Origin of the sequence: Kitasatospora sp. NBC_01300, from assembly GCF_041435235.1 — a bacterium.
In the GTDB taxonomy this organism is placed as follows: Bacteria; Actinomycetota; Actinomycetes; order Streptomycetales; family Streptomycetaceae; genus Kitasatospora.
The window spans coordinates 2660367-2681807 of the sequence record NZ_CP108408.1 but is presented as its reverse complement, the minus strand read 5'-3'; the positions used below and the strand labels follow the sequence as shown (position 1 = coordinate 2681807).

The window sequence follows — 21441 nt, the reverse complement described above, 5'->3', positions numbered from 1 at the left end:
GGGCGGTCGACGAAGCGAGGGGTATCCCAGCCGTGCGCATTGCCAGGTTTTCCGTCCGGGAAGGGAGCCCTGCCGCCGGCAGCGTCTCCTTCGGCGTGGTGGAGGGCGACCCTTCCCAGCCCGACTCGCTGGTCGTCCACGCGCTGGCCGGCCACCCGTTCGGCCAGCCCCAGCCGACCGGCGAGAGTTACCGCTTCCAGGACGTCCGGCTGCTCAGCCCGATGCTCCCCAACAAGATCGTGGCGGTCGGCCGCAACTTCGCGGCGCACGCCGCCGAGCTGGGCAACGACGTCCCGGACGTGCCGCTCACCTTCTTCAAGCCGTCCACCTCGGTGATCGGCCCGACCGAGAACATCGCGTACCCGCCGTTCTCCTCGGACGTCCAGCACGAGGCCGAACTCGCCGTGGTGATCGGCCGGATGTGCCGCGAGGTGCCGCTGGACCGGGTGCCCGAGGTGATCCTCGGCTACACCTGCGCCAACGACGTCACCGCCCGGGACGTGCAGAAGCGCGAGGGCCAGTGGGCCCGGGCCAAGGGCTTCGACACCTCCTGCCCGCTGGGCCCGTGGATCGAGACCGACCTGGACCCGGCCGACCTCGCCGTCACCTGCACGGTCAACGGCGAGCTCCGGCAGGCCGGCCGCACCTCCCAGATGGTCCGCTCGGTCGCCGAGCTGATCGTCCACATCTCCGAGGCCATGACGCTGCTGCCCGGCGACGTCATCCTCACCGGCACGCCCGCAGGGGTGGGCCCGCTCAACGTCGGCGACGAGGTCGCCGTCTCCATCGAAGGCATCGGCACTCTCACCAACAAGGTGATCAAGCGTGGCTAGTGAAAAGCTCAGCGGCTCCGCCGCGGGCAACCCGGCCGTCCGGGTTCGTTTCTGTCCGTCCCCGACCGGGAACCCGCACGTGGGCCTGGTCCGCACGGCCCTCTTCAACTGGGCCTACGCCCGCCACAACGGCGGCACGCTGGTCTTCCGGATCGAGGACACCGACTCGGCCCGCGACTCGGAGGAGTCGTACGACCAGCTGCTCGACGCGATGCGCTGGCTCGGCTTCGACTGGGACGAGGGCCCGGAGGTCGGCGGCCCGCACGAGCCGTACCGCCAGTCCCAGCGGATGGACATCTACGCCGACGTCGCCCGCCGCCTGCACGAGGCCGGCCACGCCTACCACTGCTACTGCAGCACCGAGGAGCTGGACGCCCGCCGCGAGGCCGCCCGCGCGGCCGGCAAGCCCTCCGGCTACGACGGCCACTGCCGCGAGCTGACGGACGAGCAGGTCGCCGTCTACAAGCTGGAGAAGCGCGAGCCGATCCTGCGCTTCCGGATGCCCGACCGCACCCTCAGCTTCGACGACCTGGTGCGCGGCACGCTCACCTTCGAGCCGGAGAACGTGCCGGACTACGGCATCGTCCGGGCCAACGGCGCCCCGCTGTACACCCTGGTCAACCCGGTGGACGACGCCCTGATGGGCATCACCCACGTGCTGCGCGGCGAGGACCTGCTCTCCTCCACCCCGCGGCAGATCGCGCTGTACGCCGCGCTCGCCGAGATCGGCGTCGGCGACGGCACCACCCCGCGCTTCGGCCACCTGCCGTACGTGATGGGCGAGGGCAACAAGAAGCTCTCCAAGCGCGACCCGCAGGCCTCGCTCAACCTGTACCGCGAGCGCGGCTTCATCCCCGAGGGCCTGCTCAACTACCTGTCCCTGCTGGGCTGGTCGCTGGCCGACGACCGCGACCTGTTCGGCATCGACGAGATGGTCGCCGCCTTCGACATCGCGAAGGTGAACGCCAACCCGGCCCGCTTCGACCTGAAGAAGTGCGAGGCGATCAACGCCGAGCACGTCCGCAAGCTGGCCCCGGAGGACTTCGTCCGCCGCCTGGTGCCGTACCTCCAGGCCCCCGGGCTGCTGCCGGCCGAGCCGACCGCCGAGCAGCTGGACCTGCTCGCGAAGATCGCGCCGCTCACCCAGGAGCGGATGGTCGTGCTGAGCGAGATCGTGAACATGGCCGGCTTCCTGTTCGTCGACCCGGCCGACTTCACCGTCGACCCGGACGACGCCGCCAAGGCGCTGACCGCCGACTCCCGCCCGGTGCTGGAGGCCAGCGTCAAGGCGCTGGAGGCGCTCGCGGACTTCAGCCCGGAGCCGATCCAGGCCGCGCTGCGCGAGGCGCTGGTGGACGGTCTTGGCATCAAGCCCAAGTTCGCGTTCACGCCGCTGCGGGTGGCCGTCACCGGCCGCCGGGTCTCGCCGCCGCTGTTCGAGTCGATGGAGCTGCTCGGGCGCCCCGAGACGCTGCGCCGGCTGAACTCGGCCCTGGAGGCCCTGCCGGCCGCCTGAACGGGCCGCTGAGCGGACTGCGGGCCCGGCCTCGTGCCGGGCCCGCGGCGCGCCCGGACGTCACCGCCAGGTCGCCCGGCCGCTGCCTGGGGTTATCGATTTTGGAGCCGGGGCCGGCGTCGGGTAATGTTCTTTCTGCGCCGCCCGGGAGGGAACGGACGAGGGAGCGAAACCCTCCGCCCGGTCCCGAACGAGAGGCGCAACGCCTGAGAAGGCCCCGACAGGGGTTCAACTCTGGTGGGGTATGGTGTAATTGGCAGCACGAGTGATTCTGGTTCATTTAGTCTAGGTTCGAGTCCTGGTACCCCAGCGCAGTACGCAAGTCCAGCAGTACAAGTGAAGAACAAGCCCCCGTTGTGTAGCGGCCTAGCACGCTGCCCTCTCACGGCAGTAGCGCCGGTTCGAATCCGGTCGGGGGTACTGATCCCGCAAGGGATCACCTGGAATGCCCCCGTTGTGTAGCGGCCTAGCACGCTGCCCTCTCACGGCAGTAGCGCCGGTTCGAATCCGGTCGGGGGTACTGATCCCGCAAGGGATCGCCAGGAAGCCCCCGTTGTGTAGCGGCCTAGCACGCTGCCCTCTCACGGCAGTAGCGCCGGTTCGAATCCGGTCGGGGGTACTCCAGAGCATGAAGCCGGTGGGTTATCCCACCGGCGCTTGCTTTGTGTTGGGGTATGGTGTAATTGGCAGCACGAGTGATTCTGGTTCATTTAGTCTAGGTTCGAGTCCTGGTACCCCAGCCAGAAATTCAAGGCCCCGGTTTCCGGGGTCTTTTTTTGCATTCCCGGAGCATTCCGAAGGGCCCCGCGCGGTGGTGCTGCGCGGGGCCCTTTCCGGATGGCGGCGGTCAGCCGCGGCGGAGGGCCTCGGTGAGCCGGTTCGCGGCCTCGATGATGGCCTGGGCGTGCAGGCGGCCCGGGTGGCGGGTCAGCCGCTCGATCGGGCCGGAGACGGAGACGGAGGCCACCACGCGGTTGGAGGGGCCGCGCACGGGAGCGGAGACGGACGCGACGCCCGGCTCGCGCTCGCCGATCGACTGGGCCCAGCCGCGGCGGCGGACGCCGCTGAGCGCGGTGGCGGTGAAACGGGCGCCCTGCAGGCCTCGGTGCAGCCGCTCGGGCTCCTCCCAGGCCAGCAGGACCTGGGCCGCCGAGCCGGCCTTCATCGGCAGGGTGCTGCCGACCGGGACGGTGTCCCGCAGACCGGAGAGCCGCTCGGCGGCGGCTACGCAGATCCGCATCTCGCCCTGGCGGCGGTAGAGCTGTGCGCTCTCGCCGGTGACGTCGCGCAGGTGGGTCAGGACCGGGCCCGCGGTGGCGAGCAGCCGGTCCTCGCCCGCCGCGGCGGAGAGTTCGGAGAGACGGGGGCCGAGGATGAATCGCCCCTGCATGTCCCTGGTGACCAGACGGTGGTGTTCGAGTGCGACGGCGAGCCGGTGGGCCGTGGGGCGCGCCAGACCGGTGGCGGCGACCAGCCCCGCCAACGTGGCGGGGCCCGACTCCAGTGCGCTCAGCACCAGAGCGGCCTTGTCGAGAACGCCGACGCCGCTAGAGTTGTCCATGCGCTAAGACTGCAGTCTCAGTCCGCGAGACGCAAGTTCAATCTTCCGGGAAAAGCGCCACCCTGGATGCAGCAGCCCGGGAGACATCCAGGATGCGACCTCACCAGAGTGTCCGCATCGTGGACAGCGATCCGGCGTGCAGGTCGCGCGAACGCGCCCGCCACAGGGCGGCGGGAGCTCCGACCTCGACGACACGAGAAGGCCGGCAACGCGGCCGGCTGGAGGGAATCCGATGGGACGGACACTCGCAGAGAAGGTCTGGGACGACCACGTCGTGCGGCGCGCGGAGGGAGAGCCCGACCTGCTCTTCATCGACCTCCACCTGCTCCACGAGGTGACCAGCCCGCAGGCCTTCGACGGGCTGCGGCTGGCCGGCCGGACGGTCCGCCGCACCGATCTGACGATCGCCACCGAGGACCACAACACCCCCACCGTGGACATCGACAAGCCGATCGCCGACCCGGTGTCCAAGGTGCAGTTGGAGACGCTGCGCCGCAACGCCGCCGAGTTCGGCGTCCGGATCCACTCGCTCGGCGACATCGAGCAGGGCGTCGTGCACGTGGTCGGCCCGCAGCTGGGCCTGACCCAGCCCGGCATGACCGTGGTCTGCGGCGACTCCCACACCTCGACCCACGGCGCCTTCGGCGCACTGGCGTTCGGCATCGGCACCAGCCAGGTCGAGCACGTGCTGGCCACCCAGACGCTGCCGCTGGCGCCGTTCCGGACCATGGCCGTCACGGTCGAGGGCGAGCTGCCCGAGGGCGTCACCGCCAAGGACCTGATCCTGGCCGTGATCACCAAGATCGGCACCGGCGGCGGCCAGGGCTACGTCCTGGAGTACCGCGGTTCGGCGATCCGGGGCCTGTCCATGGAGGCCCGGATGACCATCTGCAACATGTCCATCGAGGCCGGCGCCCGGGCGGGCATGATCGCCCCGGACGAGACCACCTTCGACTACCTCAAGGGCCGTCCGCACGCCCCGCAGGGCGAGGACTGGGACGCCGCCGTCGCGTACTGGTCGACCCTGGGCACCGACGAGGACGCGGTCTTCGACCACGAGATCTTCATCGACGCGACCGCGCTGACCCCGTTCGTCACCTGGGGCACCAACCCCGGCCAGGGCGCCCCGCTGGGCTCCGACGTGCCGGACCCGGCCTCCTTCGCCGACCCGCAGGAGCGCGCGGCCGCCGAGAACGCCCTCGCCTACATGGGCCTGGAGGCCGGCACCCCGCTGCGCGAGGTCACCGTCGACGCCGTCTTCGTCGGCTCCTGCACCAACGGCCGGATCGAGGACCTGCGCGCGGCCGCCGCCGTCGTGGAGGGCCGCCGGATCGCCGACGGCGTACGGATGCTGGTCGTCCCCGGCTCCGTCCGGGTCGCCCTGCAGGCCGTGGAGGAGGGCCTGGACAAGGTGTTCACCGCGGCCGGCGCCGAGTGGCGCCACGCGGGCTGCTCGATGTGCCTGGGCATGAACCCCGACCAGCTCGCCCCCGGGGAGCGCTGCGCCTCCACCTCGAACCGCAACTTCGAGGGCCGGCAGGGCAAGGGTGGCCGGACCCACCTGGTGTCCCCGCAGGTCGCCGCCGCGACCGCCGTCCTGGGCCGTCTGGCCGCACCGTCCGATCTGCCCTCCGACCTGGCGGACACCAACGTGGCTGTGGAGGCCTGAGAACCATGGAGAAGTTCACCACCCACACCGGCCGGGCCGTTCCGCTGCGGCGCTCGAACGTGGACACCGACCAGATCATCCCGGCCCACTGGCTCAAGAAGGTCACCCGTTCCGGTTTCGAGGGCGGCCTTTTCGAGGCCTGGCGCAAGGACGAGTCGTTCATCCTCAACCAGCCCGAGCGGCAGGGTGCCACGGTCCTGGTGGCCGGTCCGGAGTTCGGCACCGGCTCCTCCCGAGAGCACGCCGTCTGGGCGCTGCAGAACTACGGCTTCCACGCGGTCATCTCGTCGCGCTTCGCGGACATCTTCCGTGGGAATTCCCTGAAGAACGGACTGCTGACGGTCGTCCTGCCGCAAGAGACCGTGGAACAGCTCTGGGCGCTCACCGAGAGTAACCCTTCGGCCGAGATCACCGTTGATCTGGAAGCCCGCGAAGTCCGGGCCGAGGGCGTCACCGCGTCTTTCGAACTGGACGACAACGTCCGGTGGCGGCTGCTCAACGGGCTGGACGACATCAGCATCACCCTGCGGAACGAGGCCGACATCGCGGCCTTCGAAGCGACCCGTCCGACCTTCAAGCCCCGTACTCTGCCGGTTGCCTGAGATCCCCTCAGAACAAGCATTCTGGCGATCCACCGGATGGCCCGCCTCCCCTTCGGGGGGGCGGGCCATCCGCCGTTCCGGAGCACGAGTTAGCGCCGCGGCCCACCCCGGATTGCCCATTTGGCTTTGCCGGAGAGGGCCCCGCGCAAGTACAACTGCGGGTAGATGGCACAATCAGTACATGCACCGGCACCATGAACCTCCGTACGCGGGCGGCGAACCCGCGGCTCCGGAGTCCGTGGGCCGGGGATCCGAACGCCGAATTGACGATCGGCCGGACGTCGCCTCCGCACCAGCTGAGGGGCCGGACGACCAGGAAGTCGCAGCGCTCTACGCGCTTGTGGCCGAGCGGTTGAAGCAAGCTCACGCCCGCGTGCATGCGCTGAACGTGTCTGCCGATGCAAAGACCGCTCTCTCCCGTCAACTCCTCATCGTCACCGAGACCGCCAAGCGCGATCTTCCGGAGGCGGCAAGGCGGTTGAGTCGCTTTGTACATGACCTCGACGAGGGGCGCCCGCCCGTCGCCTGAGGTCGCCGACGCGCAAATCCATTGCGACACTAGGGTGATTCGCGCGTTTGGTAATTGAAAGTCCGCAGATACATACCTAACGTGCGAAAAGAACGGATGGAATCATCCGGCGCCCGTTTCCGAAGGGGAAGACGTGAACAAGGCTCAGCTTGTCGAAGCGGTGGCCGAGCAGCTGGGCGGTCGCAAGGCTGCCGCAGAGGCCGTCGACGCAGTGCTCGACACCATGGTCCGTGCCGTTGTGGCCGGTGACCGGGTTTCGGTCACTGGTTTCGGCACCTTCGAGAAGGTGGAGCGCTCCGCGCGCTTCGCCCGCAACCCGCAGACCGGCGAGAAGGTCAAGGTCAAGAAGACCTCGGTGCCCCGCTTCCGTCCCGGCCAGGGCTTCAAGGACCTGGTCAGCGGCAGCAAGAAGCTGCCGAAGGAAGGCCCCTCGGTGAAGAAGGCCCCCAAGGGCTCCCTCACCCCGGGCAAGAGCGGCGTCGCCGCCACCCCGGCCGCCAAGCGCGCCGCCACCAAGCGTGCCGCCACGGCCGCCGCCGCCGCTCCGGCCAAGAAGGCCGCCGCCAAGAAGACGGCGACCACGGCCGCGGCCAAGAAGGCGACCACCACCGCCGCCGCGAAGAAGGCGACCGCCACCAAGAAGGCGACCACCACCGCCGCCGCGAAGAAGACCACCGCGACCGCGACCAAGAAGACGGCCGCCGCCGCCAAGAAGGCGACCACCACCGCCGCCGCCAAGAAGACCACCGCGACCGCCAAGAAGGCGACCGCGACGGCCAAGAAGACGGCTCCGGCGAAGAAGACCGCCACCCGCAAGACCACCGCGCGCAAGACCTCTGCCAAGTAGTCCCGCGCAGCGGTCCTCGGACGGCCTTCGGCAGAGAGCCGCGGCACCCCCCCTCCGTGAATTGCGGAGACCGGGTCGCCGCGGCTCTTTCGATTTCCGGGCGCTTAGTCAGGATTCCGCGACCGACGGTGACCAGGCACGGAACGCGGTGGCGGGCACGCCGACGGCGGGGGAGGAGGACCGGCGGCGGGTGGTCAGCGCGGGACGGTCAGCCCGCGGCCGGGTCGGGGAAGGTCTGCAGCGTCACGAAGACCACCCGGCGGGCCTCGCCGGTGCCCTCGGTGCGGATCCGCACCCGCTGGCCCGGCCGCAGCAGCCGCAGACCGCCGGCGTCGAAGGCGGCCGCGTCGAACGGCACCGGGGTCCCGTCGTCGAGCAGCACGGAGCCGGCCCGGGTGGCGGGGTCGAAGGTGAACGCGGTGGCCTGCATGGCAGCAGCATAGCGAGCGGCCCCGGTCGGCCGGGCGGCGTCCCGCCGGGCGCCGGTCAGGCCCGCGCCAGCCGGGCGAACAGGGCGCCGGTGTACGGGCCGAGGCCGAGCGCCGCGGCCTCGCCGAGGTCCGCGCCGGTGTCGACGTCCCGGCGCACCGACTCCACGTCCGCCAGGCGAAGTTCGAGTGCTCCGCCGGCCGCGTGCCGGGCCCGCGAGCCGTCCCCGAAGGCGGGCGAGAGCGGGCGGCCGGGGGTGCAGGCGAGCAGCGTGGTGCCGAGGCCGGGGGAGTCCGGCAGGAAGGCCCGGCCGTCCGGTGGCACGGCGCCCAGCACCTGGGCCAGTTCGACCGGGCGCAGGGCCGGCAGGTCCGCCGAGAGGGCGGCCAGCGGCGAGCGGGGGGCGAGCGCCAGGGCGGCCGCCGCGCCGTGCACCAGCGCCTCGTTGAGGCCCTCGCCGGGTTCGTCGGCGATCACCACCGCGCCCAGTGCCGCCAGTCGGGCGCCGGCCGCCGCGTCCCGGGTGACCACCAGGACCCGGGCGACGCCCGGGGTGGCCAGTGCGGCGGTGGCGGTGTCGAGCGCGAAGGCCAGCGCGAGGTCCGCCCGGTGCGGCCCGGCGTACGGGGCCAGTCGGCTCTTCGCGAGGGCGAGCGGCTTGAGCGGGAGCACCAGCGACCAGTCGGTGGTGGGTGCGGGGGGCGCGACGGGCCCGTTGGGGCGTACGGTGTCCTGGGTCATCGGCGTCATTGTGACGCCGGTCCCGGAGCCCTCGCCAGGCCGTCCGATCTGTGCGGACGTGCGTTTGATCACGCCTGCCGGGCGGGTTGGCGCGGTCGCTCGACAGCCGGTGAGCAGCCGGGCGAGACTGTTCCGCGCCCGTCACCCGGGCACCGGTCCCGTACCGGTGCGCGGCACCGGGAGGTTATGACCGCGGCACCCCACGTGCCGCTTCGGATGAGGAGGACCTGGGGTGGCCCGCCGCTCGTACGCCAAGTTCGGCAACGCCGACTACGGCATCTGGTACCGCTTCGCGGCCGTGCTGGTGAAGCCGGTGACGACCGCGCTGGTGAAGCCCGACTGGCGGGGCTGGGAGCACCTTCCGAAGGAAGGCGGCTTCATCGCCGCGGTGAACCACAATTCGATCATCGACCCGGTGATCTACGCGCACTGGCAGTACAACAGCGGCCGTCCGCCGCGCATTCTCGGCAAGTCCTCGCTGTTCTCGATTCCCTTCATCGGATTCATGCTGCGCAAGACCGGCCAGATTCCGGTGTTCCGCGAGTCCACCGATGCCGCGCAGGCTTTCCGGGCCGCTATCGACGCCGTCAACGGCGGCCAGTGCGTGCAGTTCTACCCGGAGGGCACGCTCACCCGGGACCCGGACCTGTGGCCGATGACCGGCAAGAGCGGCGTCGCCCGGGTCGCGCTGATGACCGGCGCGCCGGTCATCCCGGTCGCGCACTGGGGAGCGCACGAGATCATCCCGCCGTACGGCCGTCCGGGCTTCGGGAAGGGCAAGTTCAACCTCTTCCCGCGCCACCGGGTCACCGTGGCGGCGGGGCCCGCGGTGGACCTCAGCAAGTACCGGGGCCAGGAGCTCACCGCCCAGGTGCTCAACGACGCCACCGAGGACATCATGACGGCGATCACCGCCGTGCTGGCCGACGTCCGCGGCGAGGAGCCGCCGGCCGAGCGCTACGACATGCGCAAGGCGGCCCGCAACCGCGCCGCCGCGGCCGCCGCCGAACGCCGGCGCGCCAAGGGCGGCAACGACGACGAGGAGGGCGGCCGGTGACCCGCTGCGCAGTGATGGGGACGGGCTCGTGGGGCACCGCCTTCGCGATGGTGCTGGCCGACGCGGGCAGTGACGTCGTCCTGTGGGCCCGCCGCCAGGAACTCGTCGACGCCATCAACACCACGCACGAGAACCCGGACTACCTGCCGGGCGTGCCGCTGCCGGGCTCCGTCCGGGCCACCACCGACGCCGCCGAGGCGCTGGCCGGCGCCGACTTCGCCGTCCTGGTGGTGCCCTCGCAGACGCTGCGCGACAACCTGGCCGCCTGGACGCCGCTGATCGAGCCGCAGACCGTGCTGGTGAGCCTGATGAAGGGCATCGAACTCGGCACCGCCAAGCGGATGAGCGAGGTGATCGACGAGGTCACCAAGGTCGGCCCGGAGCGCGTCGCGGTGGTCAGCGGGCCCAACCTGGCCCGGGAGATCGCCAACCGGCAGCCCGCCGCCAGCGTCGTCGCCTGCGCGGACGAGGCGGTCGCCAAGCGGCTCCAGGCGGCCTGCCACACGCCGTACTTCCGCCCGTACACCAACACCGACGTGCTGGGCTGCGAGCTCGGCGGCGCGGTCAAGAACGTGATCGGCCTGGCGGTCGGCATGGCGGCCGGCATGGGGCTCGGCGACAACACCAAGGCGACGCTGATCACCCGCGGGCTGGCCGAGACCACCCGGCTCGGCGAGGTGCTCGGCGCCGACCCGCACACCTTCGCCGGGCTCGCCGGGATGGGCGACCTGGTCGCCACCTGCTCCTCGCCGTTGTCGCGCAACAACACCTTCGGCATGAACCTGGGCCGGGGCATGTCGCTCGAGGAGACCATCGCGGCGACCCGGCAGACCGCGGAGGGCGTCAAGTCCTGCGAGTCGGTGCTCGACCTGGCCCGGCGCAACGGCGTCGACATGCCGATCGTCGAGGCGGTGGTGGACGTCGTGCACAACGGGCGGCCCACCCAGGAGGCGCTCCAGGCCCTGATGTCCCGTTCGGCGAAGGCCGAGCGGCGCTGAGCAGGCGCTGAGCAGGCGCTGAGCGGTGCTGACGGCGGGGCGGCGGTCGGGGACGGCGGTCAGGAGCGGTGGGCCGGGGCGGCTGACGCCCCGGAAACCCTTCGCACGGTAGTCTCAAACCCGATATGAGCATCGAACAGTCCTCCCCGAACCCGTCCGCTGCGAAGCCGCGCGTCGCGCTGGTCTTCGGCGGACGCAGCTCCGAGCACGGCGTCTCGGTGGTCACCGCCGGCAGCGTGCTCAAGGCGATCGACCGCGAGAAGTACGAGGTGCTCCCGATTGGGATCACCCCCGAGGGCCGCTGGGCGCTGGTCAGCGACGAGCCCGCCCGGATGGCCATCACCGACGGCCGGATGCCGGACGTCACGGGCGTCGCCGAGTCCGTGGACGGGCAGGTCGCGCTGCCGATCGCCCCGGGCGACCGGGAGGTCGTCCTGAGCGAGCCGGGAAGCACCCCCAAGGCCCTCGGCGAGGTCGACGTGGTGTTCCCGCTGCTGCACGGCCCCTGGGGCGAGGACGGCACCCTGCAAGGCCTGCTGGAGCTGTCCGGCGTGCCCTACGTCGGCAACGGCGTGCTGTCCAGCGCGGTCGGCATGGACAAGGAGTTCACCAAGCGGATCCTGGCCTCGCACGGCCTGGGCGTCGGCCGGTACACCATCGTGCGGCCGCGCGACTGGGAGAGCGAGGCCGGCCGCGCCGCGGTGCGCGAGCGGGCCGCCGAGCTCGGCCTGCCGCTGTTCGTGAAGCCCTGCCGGGCCGGCTCCAGCATGGGCATCACCAAGGTCAAGGACCTCGCCGACCTCGACGCCGCGATCGAGGAGGCCCGCCGGCACGACCCCAAGCTGATCATCGAGGCCGGCGTGAGCGGCCGCGAGATCGAGTGCGGCGTGCTGGAGACCGAGGACGGCCCGAAGGCCAGCCTCCCGGCCGAGGTGCTGGTCGGCGACGGCTTCGACTTCTACGACTTCGAGGCCAAGTACATCGACTCGTCCGAGGTGCAGATCCCGGCGAAGCTCGACGACGAGCAGACCGCCGAGATCCGCCGCCAGGCGGTGGCCGCGTTCGACGCGCTCGGCTGCGAGGGCCTGGCCCGGGTGGACTTCTTCCTGCTGGAGGACGGCACCTGGATGGTCAACGAGATCAACACCATGCCCGGCTTCACCCCGATCTCGGCCTACCCGAAGATGTGGGAGGCCACCGGGCTGTCCTACCCGGAGCTGATCGACCGGCTGCTCCAGGCGGCGCTGCGCCGCTCGACCGGCCTGCGGTAGCCGCACGCGAACGAAGGAGGGCGGGCCGGGAAGCTCCCGGCCCGCCCTCCTCGGCGCCCTCGCGGGCTCAGCCCGGGATGGTGGCCTTCACCGCGCCGGTGAGGGCGGCGGCCGGGTCCAGCGGGCTCGCGTAGACGCCGGCCGGGGAGGTCACCTCGACGTACGCCGCACGCATGGTCGCGACGAAGCGGTAGCCGCCGTCGTCCAGTTTCTGCGACCACCACGTGAGGTCGTCGACCGTCGGCGACATGTCCGCGGCGTGCGGGCCGTTCAGCTCGTCCGGGCGGTCGATCCCGCAGCGCAGCACCGTCCGGGGTTTGGTATCCCACACTGCCACGTACGGCGAGGCGGGCGACGGGTCCCTGCGGGCGTGGCCGAGCAGCTCCTGCGGCAGGGCCGCGGCCAGCGCGCGGCAGTACTCGGCCGCCTTGCCGCCCGGTCGGGGGGCCGCCACCGATTCGTCGGCGGAGCCCCAACTGCCGAGCAGCACGACGACCGTGCAGGTCAGGGCGAGCGGCAGGGCCAGCCAGCGGACGGGCGCCGGCAGTGCCGTCAGCGCCCGGGGGATTCGGAGTTCTCTGGCCACCCGCCGATGGTAGCCGGGTCTTACAGGTGCACCACGGGACAGGTGAGGGTGCGGGTGATGCCCTCGACCTGTTGGACCTTGGCCACCACCAGGCGGCCCAGGTCGTCCACGGTGTCGGCCTCGGCCCGGACGATGACGTCGTACGGGCCGGTGACGTCCTCGGCCTGGAGGACGCCGGGAATCTCGGAGATCGACTGGGCCACGGCGGTGGCCTTGCCGACCTCGGTCTGGATCAGGATGTATGCCTGTACCACGGGGACCTCCGGCGGCCGGTTACGGGGATCGCCGCCGTGATCGCCCGGACGGTCGTCGGGGTGGGAACGGGCTCACCGGCAGTCTGATCACCACGCTACCGCGCGGTGGGCCGGGGAGGGGAGACCCCGACACCCCGGAAGGGCGTACGCTGCGCGCGGGGGCGCGACGGGGACGAGTTCAGATGGACATGCGAGAGGACGGCAGATGCAGGGGACCGTGGGCGAGCTCGGCGAGTTCGGTCTCATCAGGGAGCTGACCGCCCGGGTGCCGCTCACCGACGTGGTGGACCTCGGCCCCGGTGACGACGCCGCGGTGGTGAAGGCCCCGGACGGCCGGGTGGTGGCCACCACGGACGTCCTGATCGAGAACCGGCACTTCCGCCGGGACTGGTCCACCGCCTACGACGTGGGCCGCAAGGCCGCCGCCCAGAACCTCGCCGACGTGGCCGCCATGGGAGCGGTGCCCACCGCGATACTGCTCGGCCTGGTCGCCCCCGCCGACCTGCCCACCACCTGGGCCACCGAGCTGATGGACGGGCTGCGCGACGAGTGCCAGGTGGCCGGGGCGACGGTGGTCGGCGGCGACGTGGTGCGCGGCGACACCGTCACGCTGGCCATCACGGCGCTCGGGGACCTCCAGGGGCGCGCACCGGTGACGCGCGCCGGTGCGCAGGTCGGCGACGTGGTCGCGGTGACCGGCTGGCTCGGCTGGTCGGCCGCCGGACTCACCGTGCTGCAACGCGGCTTCCGCTCCCCGCGTGCCTTCGTCGAGGCGCACCGCCGGCCCGAGCCGCCGTACCACGCGGGCCCGGCCGGCGCCGAGTTGGGCGCGACCTCGATGATCGACGTGAGCGACGGACTGGTCGCCGACCTCGGCCACGTGGCCCGGGCCAGCGCGGTGGACATCGACCTCAAGGCCGCCGACTTCGACGTCCCGGCGCAGATGGCCGACATCGGACAGGCGGTCGGGGTGGACCCGTTGGTCTGGGTGCTGTCCGGCGGCGAGGACCACGCGATCGTGGCGACCTTCCCGCGCGGCGTCCAACTCCCGGCCCGCTGGCGGGTGGTGGGCGAGGTGACCGGCCGCCCCCGGGGCAGCCGCAGCGGCCGGGTGACGGTGGACGGCGCGCCCTGGGACCGGGTCGGCGGCTGGGACCACTTCGCCGAGTGACGGGCGGCCGCGCCGATTGTCGTACGGCACACGGCGGGTGACCCCCGGACACCGGCGCGCGGCGGACGGCGCGTGACCCCAGGACTCGCGGCGCACGGGCTTCGCGGGTCCGTTTTGCGTAGGCTGGCGACAACCGAGCCCGCCCGCCGTCTGGTGTGGGTGGTCTGAACCACTGCGAGCGGGAGCGCACCCAGTCATGCGTATCGGTGTACTGACCAGCGGCGGCGACTGCCCCGGCCTCAACGCGGTGATCCGCTCCGTCGTGCACCGGGGCACGGACGTGCACGGCGACGAGATCGTCGGCATCCTGGACGGCTTCCTCGGCCTGATCGAGGGCCGCACCCGGCCGGTCTCGCACGACGACGTCACCGGCCTGCTCACCCTCGGCGGCACCGTCCTGGGCTCCGCCCGGGTGCAGCGCGAGCGGATCTCCTGGGCGGTGGAGAACGCGAAGACGCTGGCCAGGGACATCGGCATCGACGCGCTCATCGCGATCGGCGGCGAGGGCACGCTGACCGCCGCCAGGCTGTTCAGCGACGCCGGACTGCCGGTCGTCGGGGTGCCCAAGACCATCGACAACGACATCAACGCCACCGACGCCACCTTCGGCTTCGACACCGCGGTGCACGTCGCGACCGAGGCGATCGACCGGCTCAAGACCACCGCGGAATCCCACCAGCGCGTCATGGTCGTCGAGTTGATGGGCCGTCACACCGGCTGGATCACGCTCACCGCGGGCATGGCCGGCGGCGCGCACGGCATCCTCATCCCGGAGAAGCCCTTCGACATCGAGGCGGTGGCCCGGATGGTCGACGACCGCTTCGACCGCGGCAAGAAGTTCGCCATCATCGCCGTCGCGGAGGGCGCCGCCCCGATGCCCGGCACCATGCGCTTCGACCACGGCGAGGTCGACCAGTACGGCCACCGGACCTTCGGCGGGATCGGCAACCGGCTCGCCCACGAACTGGAGAACCTGCTCGGCAAGGAGGCCCGCCCGGTCATCCTCGGGCACACCCAGCGCGGCGGAACCCCGACCGCCCGGGACCGGGTGCTCGCCACCCGCTTCGGCTGGCACGCCGTCGAGGCCGTCCACCAGGGCGCGTTCGGCCACTTCACCGCGCTGCGCCGGACCGGGATCGAGCTGGTGCCGATCGCCGACGCGGTGACCAGGCTGAAGACGGTGCCGGAGGACCGCTGGGTGGAGTCCGAGGCGGTGCTCTGAACGCACGCGGGTAGGTTGACCTCATGGCCCACCCGTCTCCCACCCCCGCCCTTGGCCGACGCGCTGCGCGCGGCCCCTCTACTGCACCCCCCCGCGTGCTCACCGTCGCCGGCTCCGACTCCGGCGGTGGCGCCGGCATCCAGGCCGACCTCAAGGCGATGCTCGCCCTCGGCGTCCACGGCATGAGCGTGATCACCGCCGTCACCGCGCAGAACTCGCTCGGCGTCCAGGGCTACTGGGAACTGCCCGCCGAGGCCGTCCGGGCGCAGTTCCGCAGCGTGGTCGACGACATCGGGGTGCAGGCCGTGAAGACCGGCATGCTCGCCTCGATCGAACTGGTCGAGACCGTCTCCGAGCTGCTGGCCGGGGTGGACGCCCCGGTGGTCGTCGACCCGGTCGGCGTCTCCAAGCACGGGGACGCCCTGCTGGCCGCCGAGGCCGTCGCCACCGTCCGCGAGCGGCTGCTGCCGGTCGCCACCCTGGCCACCCCCAACCTGCACGAAGTGACCCAGCTCACCGGCCGGACGGTCGAGGGCGAGGGGCAGATGCTGGACGCCGCCAAGGCGTTGGTCGATCTCGGGCCGCGCTGGGCGCTGGTCAAGGGCGGCCACCTGGAGGGCGAGGCCGCGGACCTGCTCTACGGCGGGCCCGGCGAGGTGCACTGGTACCGGGCGCCGCGCTACGACAACCGGCACACCCACGGCACCGGTTGCACCCTGGCCAGCGCGATCGCGGCCGGGCTGGCCAAGGGCGAGTCGCTGCCGGAGGCGGTCGGCTCGGCCAAGGAGTACATCACCGGCGCGATCGCCGGCGGCTTCGCGCTCGGCTCCGGGATCGGCCCGGTCGACCACGCCTGGCGCTGGCGCTGACCCGGCCGGTGGGCGGGCCCCCGGGCCCGCCCACCACCTCGGGTGTGGCGGGGAACACGGGTGCGGCGGGCGGTCGGCGGGAAATCAGCGGCCGGAAAGCGCGGCGGAAAAACAGTGAAGCCGGTTCATCCGAGGATGAACCGGCTTCACTGGAGGACCGGCATGCCGGTCTGCGCGTCAGCGCGAGACCTTACCGGCCTTGATGCACGAGGTGCAGACGTTGAGCCGCTTCGGCGTCCGCCCAATCACAGCGCGCACCGTCTGAATGTTGGGGTTCCAACGACGGGGGGTACGGCGGTGCGAGTGGGAGATGCTGTTGCCGAAGCCCGGCCCCTTGCCGCAGACGTCGCAGTTGGCAGCCACAGGAGTCACTCCAAGACTTCAGATCATTTACGTTCGAAAACCCCGCTGGACCAGCGGAGCACTCGCGTGAACCTGACCGGACCGAGGGGTGAGCCTGGATTGTTCCAGGCAACCGGAAGAGCATACAACGCCTCTTCCGGTTCAACGAAACTACCATGTCCGGCAGGGTGATCGCTCCGGTCGCCGGTCCGGGCGACCCTCCCCGGCCCCCGATAACCTGCCGGTATCACCCCTCGCCGCGGCCTTGGCCGTGCTGCTGCCCCGCAGGCCGTCGCGGCGTCCCACCCGGAGGAGACCTGGTGCTGCACACGCTCGACGCCCCGGCCGTGCGCACCTGGTGCCAGCTCGCCCTGCGTGCGCTCGGCCAGGCCCGCGAGGAGATCGACGCGCTCAACGTCTATCCCGTCCCGGACGGCGACACCGGCACCAACCTCTACCTGACCGTCGAGTCCGCCGCCGCCGAGGTGGAGAGCCGCTTCGCCGACCCCGCCGCCGACCCGGCCCCCGGCCTGGCCGACACCGCACGGGCGATGGCCCGCGGCGCGCTGGTCGGCGCCCGCGGCAACTCCGGGGTGATCCTCGCCCAGTGGCTGCGCGGCACCGCCGAGACGCTCGCCGAGGGCGGCGGCGCCGACCAGCTGCGGGCCGCCCTGCAACGGGCCGCCGACTCCGCCTACCAGGCCGTCGCGGAGCCCGTCGAGGGAACTCTGCTGACGGTCGCCCGGGTCGCCGCCCGGGAGGCCGTCCGGGCCGGGGACGGGCTCGCGCAGGTCGCCGACACCGCCTACCGGGCCGCCCGGGACGCGCTGCGGCACACTCCCGAACAGCTCGCCGTGCTGGCCGAGAACGGGGTCGTGGACGCCGGCGGGCGCGGCCTGGTCGCCGTGCTCGGGGCGCTCGCCGACGCCGTCGCCGGGCAGCAGCCGATGGGCCCGGTCGCGCTGCGCGGGGACGTCCGGGAGGTCGAGAGCTGCGCGGTGCACCTGAGGCCGCCGGGCCCCGGCCACCCCGCGTTCGAGGTGATCTACCTGCTCGACGCGCCCGACGAGGCCCTGCCCGCGCTGCGCGAGCGGCTCGGCGGGCTCGGCGACTCCCTGGTGGTCGGCGGCGGCGACGGCCTGTGGAACGTGCACGTCCACGTGGACGACGCGGGCGCCGCCGTCGAGGCCGGGGTCGAGGCCGGGCGGCCGCACCAGATCCGGATCACGCACTTCGCCGAGGCCGCCGCCCGGGCCGGCAGCGCCGCCGAGCGCGGCGAACGCCGGGAACGGGCCCGCGCGGTGCTCTGCGTGGTGTCCGGCGGGGGGCTGGCCGAGTTGTGCGAGCAGGCCGGCGCCGTCGCCCTGCACGCCGACCCGGACCGCCCGCCGGCCAGTGCCGAACTCGCGGCTGCCGTGCGCCGCTCGGCCGCCCGCGAGGTGGTCCTGCTGCTCAACGACCCCGAACTGCGCGCCGCCGCCGGGGCCGCCGCCGACCAGCTGCGCGAGGAGGGCGTGCGGATCGCCGTGCTGCCGACCCGCTCGCCGGTGCAGGGCCTGGCGGCGCTCGCGGTGCACGAGGGCGGCCGCCGCTTCGACGAGGACGTGGTCGCCATGACCTCCGCGGCCGGTGCCACCCGGTACGCCGAACTCGCCGTGGCCGAGGGGGAGTCCTGGACGATGGCCGGGGTCTGCCAGGCCGGGGACGTGCTCGGCCTGATCGACGGCGACGTCGCGGTGATCGGCACCGGGCTGGCCGAGGTCGGGGCGAGCGTGCTGGACCGGATGCTCGGCGCGGGCGGCGAGCTCGTCACCCTGGTCCTCGGCGAGGGCGCCGACGAGGCGCTCGCCGACCGCCTGGTGGCGCACGCCCGGCACCGGCGGCCCGAGGTCGACGCGGTGGTCTTCCACGGCGGCCAGGAGTCCGCGCCGCTGCTCATCGGAGTGGAGTAGGGCACGCCGCGGAGCCCGGAATGTCGGCCCCGTGGTGTAAACAGGGGCCTGATGGGCGCTCTCGATGAACCACTGACCAAACTCGTCGGCGACCGCACCGCGAAGGTGCTCGCCGACAGCCTCAAGCTGCGCACGGTCGGGGACCTGCTGCACCACTATCCGCGCCGCTACGTCGAACGCGGCCAGCTCACCAGCCTGGACGAGCTGGAGATCGACGAGCACGTCACCGTGCTGGCGCGGATCGAGAAGGTCACCCTGATCCCGTTCCGCGGCCGCAAGGGCGACCGGCTGGAGGTCGTCGTCACCGACGGCCGCAGCCGGCTCTCGCTGGTCTTCTTCAACCAGGGCTGGCGGCAGAAGGAGCTCAAGTCCGGCGCCCAGGGCCTGTTCGCGGGCAAGGTCGGCGTCTTCAACCGCAGCCGCCAGCTGGTCTCGCCGGACTACCAGCTGCTCGACGAGGAGGCCGGGTCGGACGCCGCCCGGCAGTTCGCCGGCCGGCTGATCCCGGTCTACGGCGCCAGCGCGCAGATGCCCAGCTGGAAGCTGTCGATCTGCATCGAGACGGCCCTCACCAAGCACCTGGGCGACGTCGGCGAGCCACTGCCCGCCGAACTGCGCGAGCGGCACGGGCTGATCCCGCTGCCCGAGGCGCTGGAGCTGATCCACCGCCCGCGCGGCCAGGCCGACCGCGAGCTCGCCCAGAGCCGGCTGCGCTGGGACGAGGCCTTCGTCCTCCAGGTCGCCCTGGCCCAGCGCCGGGCCGCCGAGTCCGCGCTGCCCGCCGTCCCGCGCAGGGCCCGCGCGGGCGGCCTGCTGGACGCCTTCGACGCCCGGCTGCCGTTCACCCTCACCGAGGGCCAGCAGAAGGTGTCCGCCGAGATCGCCGCCGACCTCGCGAGCGAGCACCCGATGCACCGGCTGCTGCAGGGCGAGGTCGGCTCCGGCAAGACCCTGGTCGCTCTGCGCGCCATGCTCGCCGTGGTCGACGCCGGAGGCCAGGCCGTGCTGCTCGCGCCCACCGAGGTGCTGGCCCAGCAGCACCACCGCTCGATCGTCGAGATGATGGGCGACCTGGCGCAGGGCGGCATGCTCGGCGGCTCCGACCTCGGCACCCGGGTGGTGCTGCTGACCGGCTCCATGGGCGTCCCGGCCCGCCGCCAGGCGCTGCTCGACATGGCCTGCGGCGACGCGGGCATCGCCATCGGCACCCACGCGCTGATCGAGGACAAGGTCCAGTTCCAGGACCTCGGCCTGGTCGTGGTCGACGAGCAGCACCGCTTCGGCGTCGAACAGCGGGACGCCCTGCGCGCCAAGGGCGAACAGCCGCCGCACCTGCTGGTGATGACCGCCACCCCGATCCCGCGCACCGTCGCGATGACCGTCTTCGGGGACTTGGAGACCTCCGTCCTCGACCAGCTGCCGGCCGGCCGCTCGCCGATCTCCACCCACGTCGTCCCCGCGCTGGAGAAGCCCAACTTCCTCACCCGGGCCTGGGAGCGCGTGCGCGAGGAGGTCGCCAAGGGCCACCAGGCGTACGTGGTCTGCCCCCGGATCGGGGACGAGGAGCCCGCCGCCGAGCTGAAGAAGAAGCGGAAGGCGGCCGAGGAGGACCTGGAGGACGTCGCCGACGCCGGTGCCGGGAGCGACGAACGGCGCCCCCCGCTCTCGGTGGTGGAGACCGCCGGGAAGCTGGTCGGGGGGCCGTTGCAGGGCCTGCGGGTGGAGATCCTGCACGGCCGGCTGGCCCCGGAGGCCAAGGACGAGGTGATGCGCCGGTTCACGGCCGGCGAGGTGGACGTGCTGGTCGCCACCACCGTCATCGAGGTCGGCGTCAACGTCCCCAACTCCACCGCGATGGTCATCATGGACGCCGACCGCTTCGGCGTCTCCCAGCTGCACCAGCTGCGCGGCCGGGTCGGCCGGGGCAGCGCCGCGGGCCTGTGCCTGCTGGTCAGCGACATGCCCGCGGGCAGCGCCGCCCGGGCCAGGCTGGACGCGGTGGCCGGCACCCTGGACGGCTTCGAGCTGTCCCGGATCGACCTCGAACAGCGCCGCGAGGGCGACGTGCTGGGCCAGGCGCAGTCCGGGGTGAAGTCCTCGCTCAAGGTGCTCTCGGTGCTGGAGGACGAGGAGGTCATCCTCACCGCCCGGACGGAGGCGACCAGGCTGGTCGCCGAGGACCGCGAGCTGGCCGCCCACCCGGAGCTGCGCACCGCGCTGGAGAGCCTGCTCGACGAGGACCGCGCGGCCTACATGGAGAAGGGCTGAGCGACATGGAGAAGGGCTGAGCGGCCGCCGCCGGCCCCGGAATTGTCAGACCCCCGCGAGAGAATGAAGGTGTTCAGGGCGCACCCCCAAGGTGCGTACCTGGCACGACATTTGGGGGTCCTGCCATGGCATTCCGTCATCTCAACGAGCTCCCGCTGGGCGACAAGGTCTTCCGGATCGAACTCGCCAGCGACGACGACCGCGAGGTCACCCTCACCCTGACCGGCTGGCGCGAGGGGGCGGCCGCCCAGCCGCTCGCCTCGGGCAAGCTCCGCCTGCCGGTCGAGGACGTCGCCTCGCTGCGGATCGCGCTCAACCGCGCGCTGCGGGCGCTGGCGATCGTCGCCGACGTCTCCGAGCCCATCCCCGACCGCGACGTGCTGCGCGAGCTGTACCCCGGCCACGGCGCCCCCTGGGTCCCGCAGCACGAGGAGGAGCTGGTCCGGCGCTTCCACGACGGCGAGACCGTCGCCCGGATCGCCGCCCGCTTCGGCCGCACCCCCGACTCCGTCCGCACCAAGCTGCGCGAGCTCGGGCACGACCCGCGCCGCCCCGAGTTCTGCCCGCCCGACGGCTGCCTGTCCTGGTCCCGCTACGCCTCGCCGGCGCTGCTCGGCGCGGCCGCCCCGGCCCCGGCGGCGGGCTCCGAGGCGAGCTGAGACGTGCCCCGGGGCCGGCTGAGGCGGGCTCCGGGGCGGTCTGAGCCGTGACCCGGAGGCCCCAC

General features: G+C 72.5%; 21 protein-coding genes and 5 tRNA genes. 20 read left to right on the top strand and 6 right to left on the bottom strand.

Translation table 11 applies throughout. From position 1 onward, the window contains the following. The first annotated feature begins 32 nt into the window (after positions 1 to 32). From OG556_RS11915 to OG556_RS11885, 7 genes are all read left to right on the top strand, one after another. Positions 33 to 833 (top strand): fumarylacetoacetate hydrolase family protein, encoded by an 801-nt coding sequence (locus tag OG556_RS11915; RefSeq protein ID WP_063347716.1) that lies wholly within the window; start codon positions 33 to 35, stop codon positions 831 to 833. Beyond that, the gene (gltX, locus tag OG556_RS11910; protein WP_371517047.1) at positions 826 to 2349 is read left to right on the top strand and encodes a glutamate--tRNA ligase; all 1524 of its coding nucleotides are present in this window, start codon (positions 826 to 828) and stop codon (positions 2347 to 2349) included. The genes OG556_RS11915 and gltX overlap by 8 nt, the downstream gene beginning before the upstream one ends. A gap of 238 nt (positions 2350 to 2587) precedes the next feature. Further along, a tRNA-Gln gene (locus OG556_RS11905) sits at positions 2588 to 2659 on the top strand. A gap of 37 nt (positions 2660 to 2696) precedes the next feature. Then, a tRNA-Glu gene (locus OG556_RS11900) sits at positions 2697 to 2769 on the top strand. 27 nt (positions 2770 to 2796) lie between these two features. Further along, positions 2797 to 2869 (top strand) — tRNA-Glu (locus OG556_RS11895). A 26-nt stretch (positions 2870 to 2895) separates the two neighbouring features. Next, positions 2896 to 2968 (top strand) — tRNA-Glu (locus OG556_RS11890). A gap of 49 nt (positions 2969 to 3017) precedes the next feature. Further along, positions 3018 to 3092: transfer RNA gene (locus OG556_RS11885), tRNA-Gln, on the top strand. 104 nt (positions 3093 to 3196) lie between these two features. Here the strand turns inward: OG556_RS11885 and OG556_RS11880 are convergent. Continuing rightward, positions 3197 to 3910, bottom strand: coding sequence for an IclR family transcriptional regulator (locus OG556_RS11880; RefSeq protein ID WP_063347714.1), 714 nt, complete (start codon positions 3908 to 3910; stop codon positions 3197 to 3199). Positions 3911 to 4142: 232 nt separating this feature from the next. Here OG556_RS11880 and leuC point away from each other — a divergent pair, with 232 nt between their 5' ends. The 4 genes from leuC to OG556_RS11860 all read left to right on the top strand — a co-directional run bounded on the left by leuC (position 4143) and on the right by OG556_RS11860 (position 7557). Continuing rightward, complete coding sequence (gene leuC, locus OG556_RS11875; protein WP_371517046.1) at positions 4143 to 5579, top strand: 3-isopropylmalate dehydratase large subunit; 1437 nt, start codon at positions 4143 to 4145, stop codon at positions 5577 to 5579. Positions 5580 to 5584: 5 nt separating this feature from the next. Further along, positions 5585 to 6181, top strand: a complete 597-nt coding sequence (gene leuD / locus OG556_RS11870) for a 3-isopropylmalate dehydratase small subunit (protein ID WP_363585716.1) — start codon at positions 5585 to 5587, stop codon at positions 6179 to 6181. A gap of 181 nt (positions 6182 to 6362) precedes the next feature. Further along, the gene (locus tag OG556_RS11865; RefSeq protein WP_371517045.1) at positions 6363 to 6710 is read left to right on the top strand and encodes a hypothetical protein; all 348 of its coding nucleotides are present in this window, start codon (positions 6363 to 6365) and stop codon (positions 6708 to 6710) included. 133 nt (positions 6711 to 6843) lie between these two features. After that, on the top strand, positions 6844 to 7557 hold the full coding sequence (locus OG556_RS11860) for an HU family DNA-binding protein (protein WP_350882962.1): 714 nt from the start codon (positions 6844 to 6846) through the stop codon (positions 7555 to 7557). Positions 7558 to 7765: 208 nt separating this feature from the next. Here the strand turns inward: OG556_RS11860 and OG556_RS11855 are convergent, their stop codons facing one another. Then, positions 7766 to 7987, bottom strand: coding sequence for a hypothetical protein (locus OG556_RS11855; protein ID WP_371517044.1), 222 nt, complete (start codon positions 7985 to 7987; stop codon positions 7766 to 7768). 56 nt (positions 7988 to 8043) lie between these two features. Then, a complete protein-coding gene (gene cofC / locus OG556_RS11850) occupies positions 8044 to 8727 on the bottom strand; it encodes a 2-phospho-L-lactate guanylyltransferase (RefSeq protein ID WP_371517043.1) in 684 nt (227 codons plus the stop codon). A 232-nt stretch (positions 8728 to 8959) separates the two neighbouring features. On the opposite strand from cofC, the gene OG556_RS11845 reads away from it, so the two are divergent. From OG556_RS11845 to OG556_RS11835, 3 genes are all read left to right on the top strand, one after another. Further along, positions 8960 to 9784 carry a lysophospholipid acyltransferase family protein gene (locus OG556_RS11845; protein WP_350882958.1) on the top strand — a complete coding sequence of 275 codons (825 nt, stop codon included), beginning with the start codon at positions 8960 to 8962 and terminating at the stop codon, positions 9782 to 9784. 14 nt (positions 9785 to 9798) lie between these two features. Next, a complete protein-coding gene (locus OG556_RS11840) occupies positions 9799 to 10782 on the top strand; it encodes an NAD(P)H-dependent glycerol-3-phosphate dehydrogenase (protein WP_371522666.1) in 984 nt (327 codons plus the stop codon). A gap of 125 nt (positions 10783 to 10907) precedes the next feature. After that, on the top strand, positions 10908 to 12053 hold the full coding sequence (locus tag OG556_RS11835; RefSeq protein ID WP_371517042.1) for a D-alanine--D-alanine ligase family protein: 1146 nt from the start codon (positions 10908 to 10910) through the stop codon (positions 12051 to 12053). A gap of 67 nt (positions 12054 to 12120) precedes the next feature. On the opposite strand, the gene OG556_RS11830 is transcribed toward OG556_RS11835, so the two are convergent. Together OG556_RS11830 and OG556_RS11825 are read right to left on the bottom strand one after the other, a co-directional pair. Further along, positions 12121 to 12639, bottom strand: a complete 519-nt coding sequence (locus tag OG556_RS11830; RefSeq protein ID WP_371517041.1) for a DUF3515 domain-containing protein — start codon at positions 12637 to 12639, stop codon at positions 12121 to 12123. A 20-nt stretch (positions 12640 to 12659) separates the two neighbouring features. Continuing rightward, positions 12660 to 12893 (bottom strand): Lrp/AsnC ligand binding domain-containing protein, encoded by a 234-nt coding sequence (locus tag OG556_RS11825; RefSeq protein ID WP_363375953.1) that lies wholly within the window; start codon positions 12891 to 12893, stop codon positions 12660 to 12662. A 205-nt stretch (positions 12894 to 13098) separates the two neighbouring features. On the opposite strand from OG556_RS11825, the gene OG556_RS11820 reads away from it, so the two are divergent. The 3 genes from OG556_RS11820 (at position 13099) to thiD (ending at position 16155) form a co-directional block, all read left to right on the top strand. Further along, positions 13099 to 14064: a thiamine-phosphate kinase gene (locus OG556_RS11820; protein ID WP_371517040.1), complete on the top strand. Its 966-nt coding sequence runs from the start codon at positions 13099 to 13101 to the stop codon at positions 14062 to 14064. A 196-nt stretch (positions 14065 to 14260) separates the two neighbouring features. Further along, positions 14261 to 15286, top strand: coding sequence for a 6-phosphofructokinase (locus OG556_RS11815; protein ID WP_063347703.1), 1026 nt, complete (start codon positions 14261 to 14263; stop codon positions 15284 to 15286). A gap of 23 nt (positions 15287 to 15309) precedes the next feature. Then, the gene (gene thiD / locus OG556_RS11810) at positions 15310 to 16155 is read left to right on the top strand and encodes a bifunctional hydroxymethylpyrimidine kinase/phosphomethylpyrimidine kinase (RefSeq protein WP_371517039.1); all 846 of its coding nucleotides are present in this window, start codon (positions 15310 to 15312) and stop codon (positions 16153 to 16155) included. Positions 16156 to 16332: 177 nt separating this feature from the next. On the opposite strand, the gene rpmB is transcribed toward thiD, so the two are convergent. Beyond that, positions 16333 to 16518 carry a 50S ribosomal protein L28 gene (gene rpmB, locus OG556_RS11805; protein WP_014138233.1) on the bottom strand — a complete coding sequence of 62 codons (186 nt, stop codon included), beginning with the start codon at positions 16516 to 16518 and terminating at the stop codon, positions 16333 to 16335. 299 nt (positions 16519 to 16817) lie between these two features. Between rpmB and OG556_RS11800 the strand changes: the two genes are divergently transcribed. The 3 genes from OG556_RS11800 (at position 16818) to OG556_RS11790 (ending at position 21376) form a co-directional block, all read left to right on the top strand. Further along, complete coding sequence (locus OG556_RS11800; RefSeq protein ID WP_371517038.1) at positions 16818 to 18449, top strand: DAK2 domain-containing protein; 1632 nt, start codon at positions 16818 to 16820, stop codon at positions 18447 to 18449. 51 nt (positions 18450 to 18500) lie between these two features. Further along, the gene (recG, locus tag OG556_RS11795; protein WP_371517037.1) at positions 18501 to 20717 is read left to right on the top strand and encodes an ATP-dependent DNA helicase RecG; all 2217 of its coding nucleotides are present in this window, start codon (positions 18501 to 18503) and stop codon (positions 20715 to 20717) included. Positions 20718 to 20842: 125 nt separating this feature from the next. Next, complete coding sequence (locus OG556_RS11790) at positions 20843 to 21376, top strand: hypothetical protein (protein ID WP_371517036.1); 534 nt, start codon at positions 20843 to 20845, stop codon at positions 21374 to 21376. Positions 21377 to 21441 lie beyond the last annotated feature (65 nt).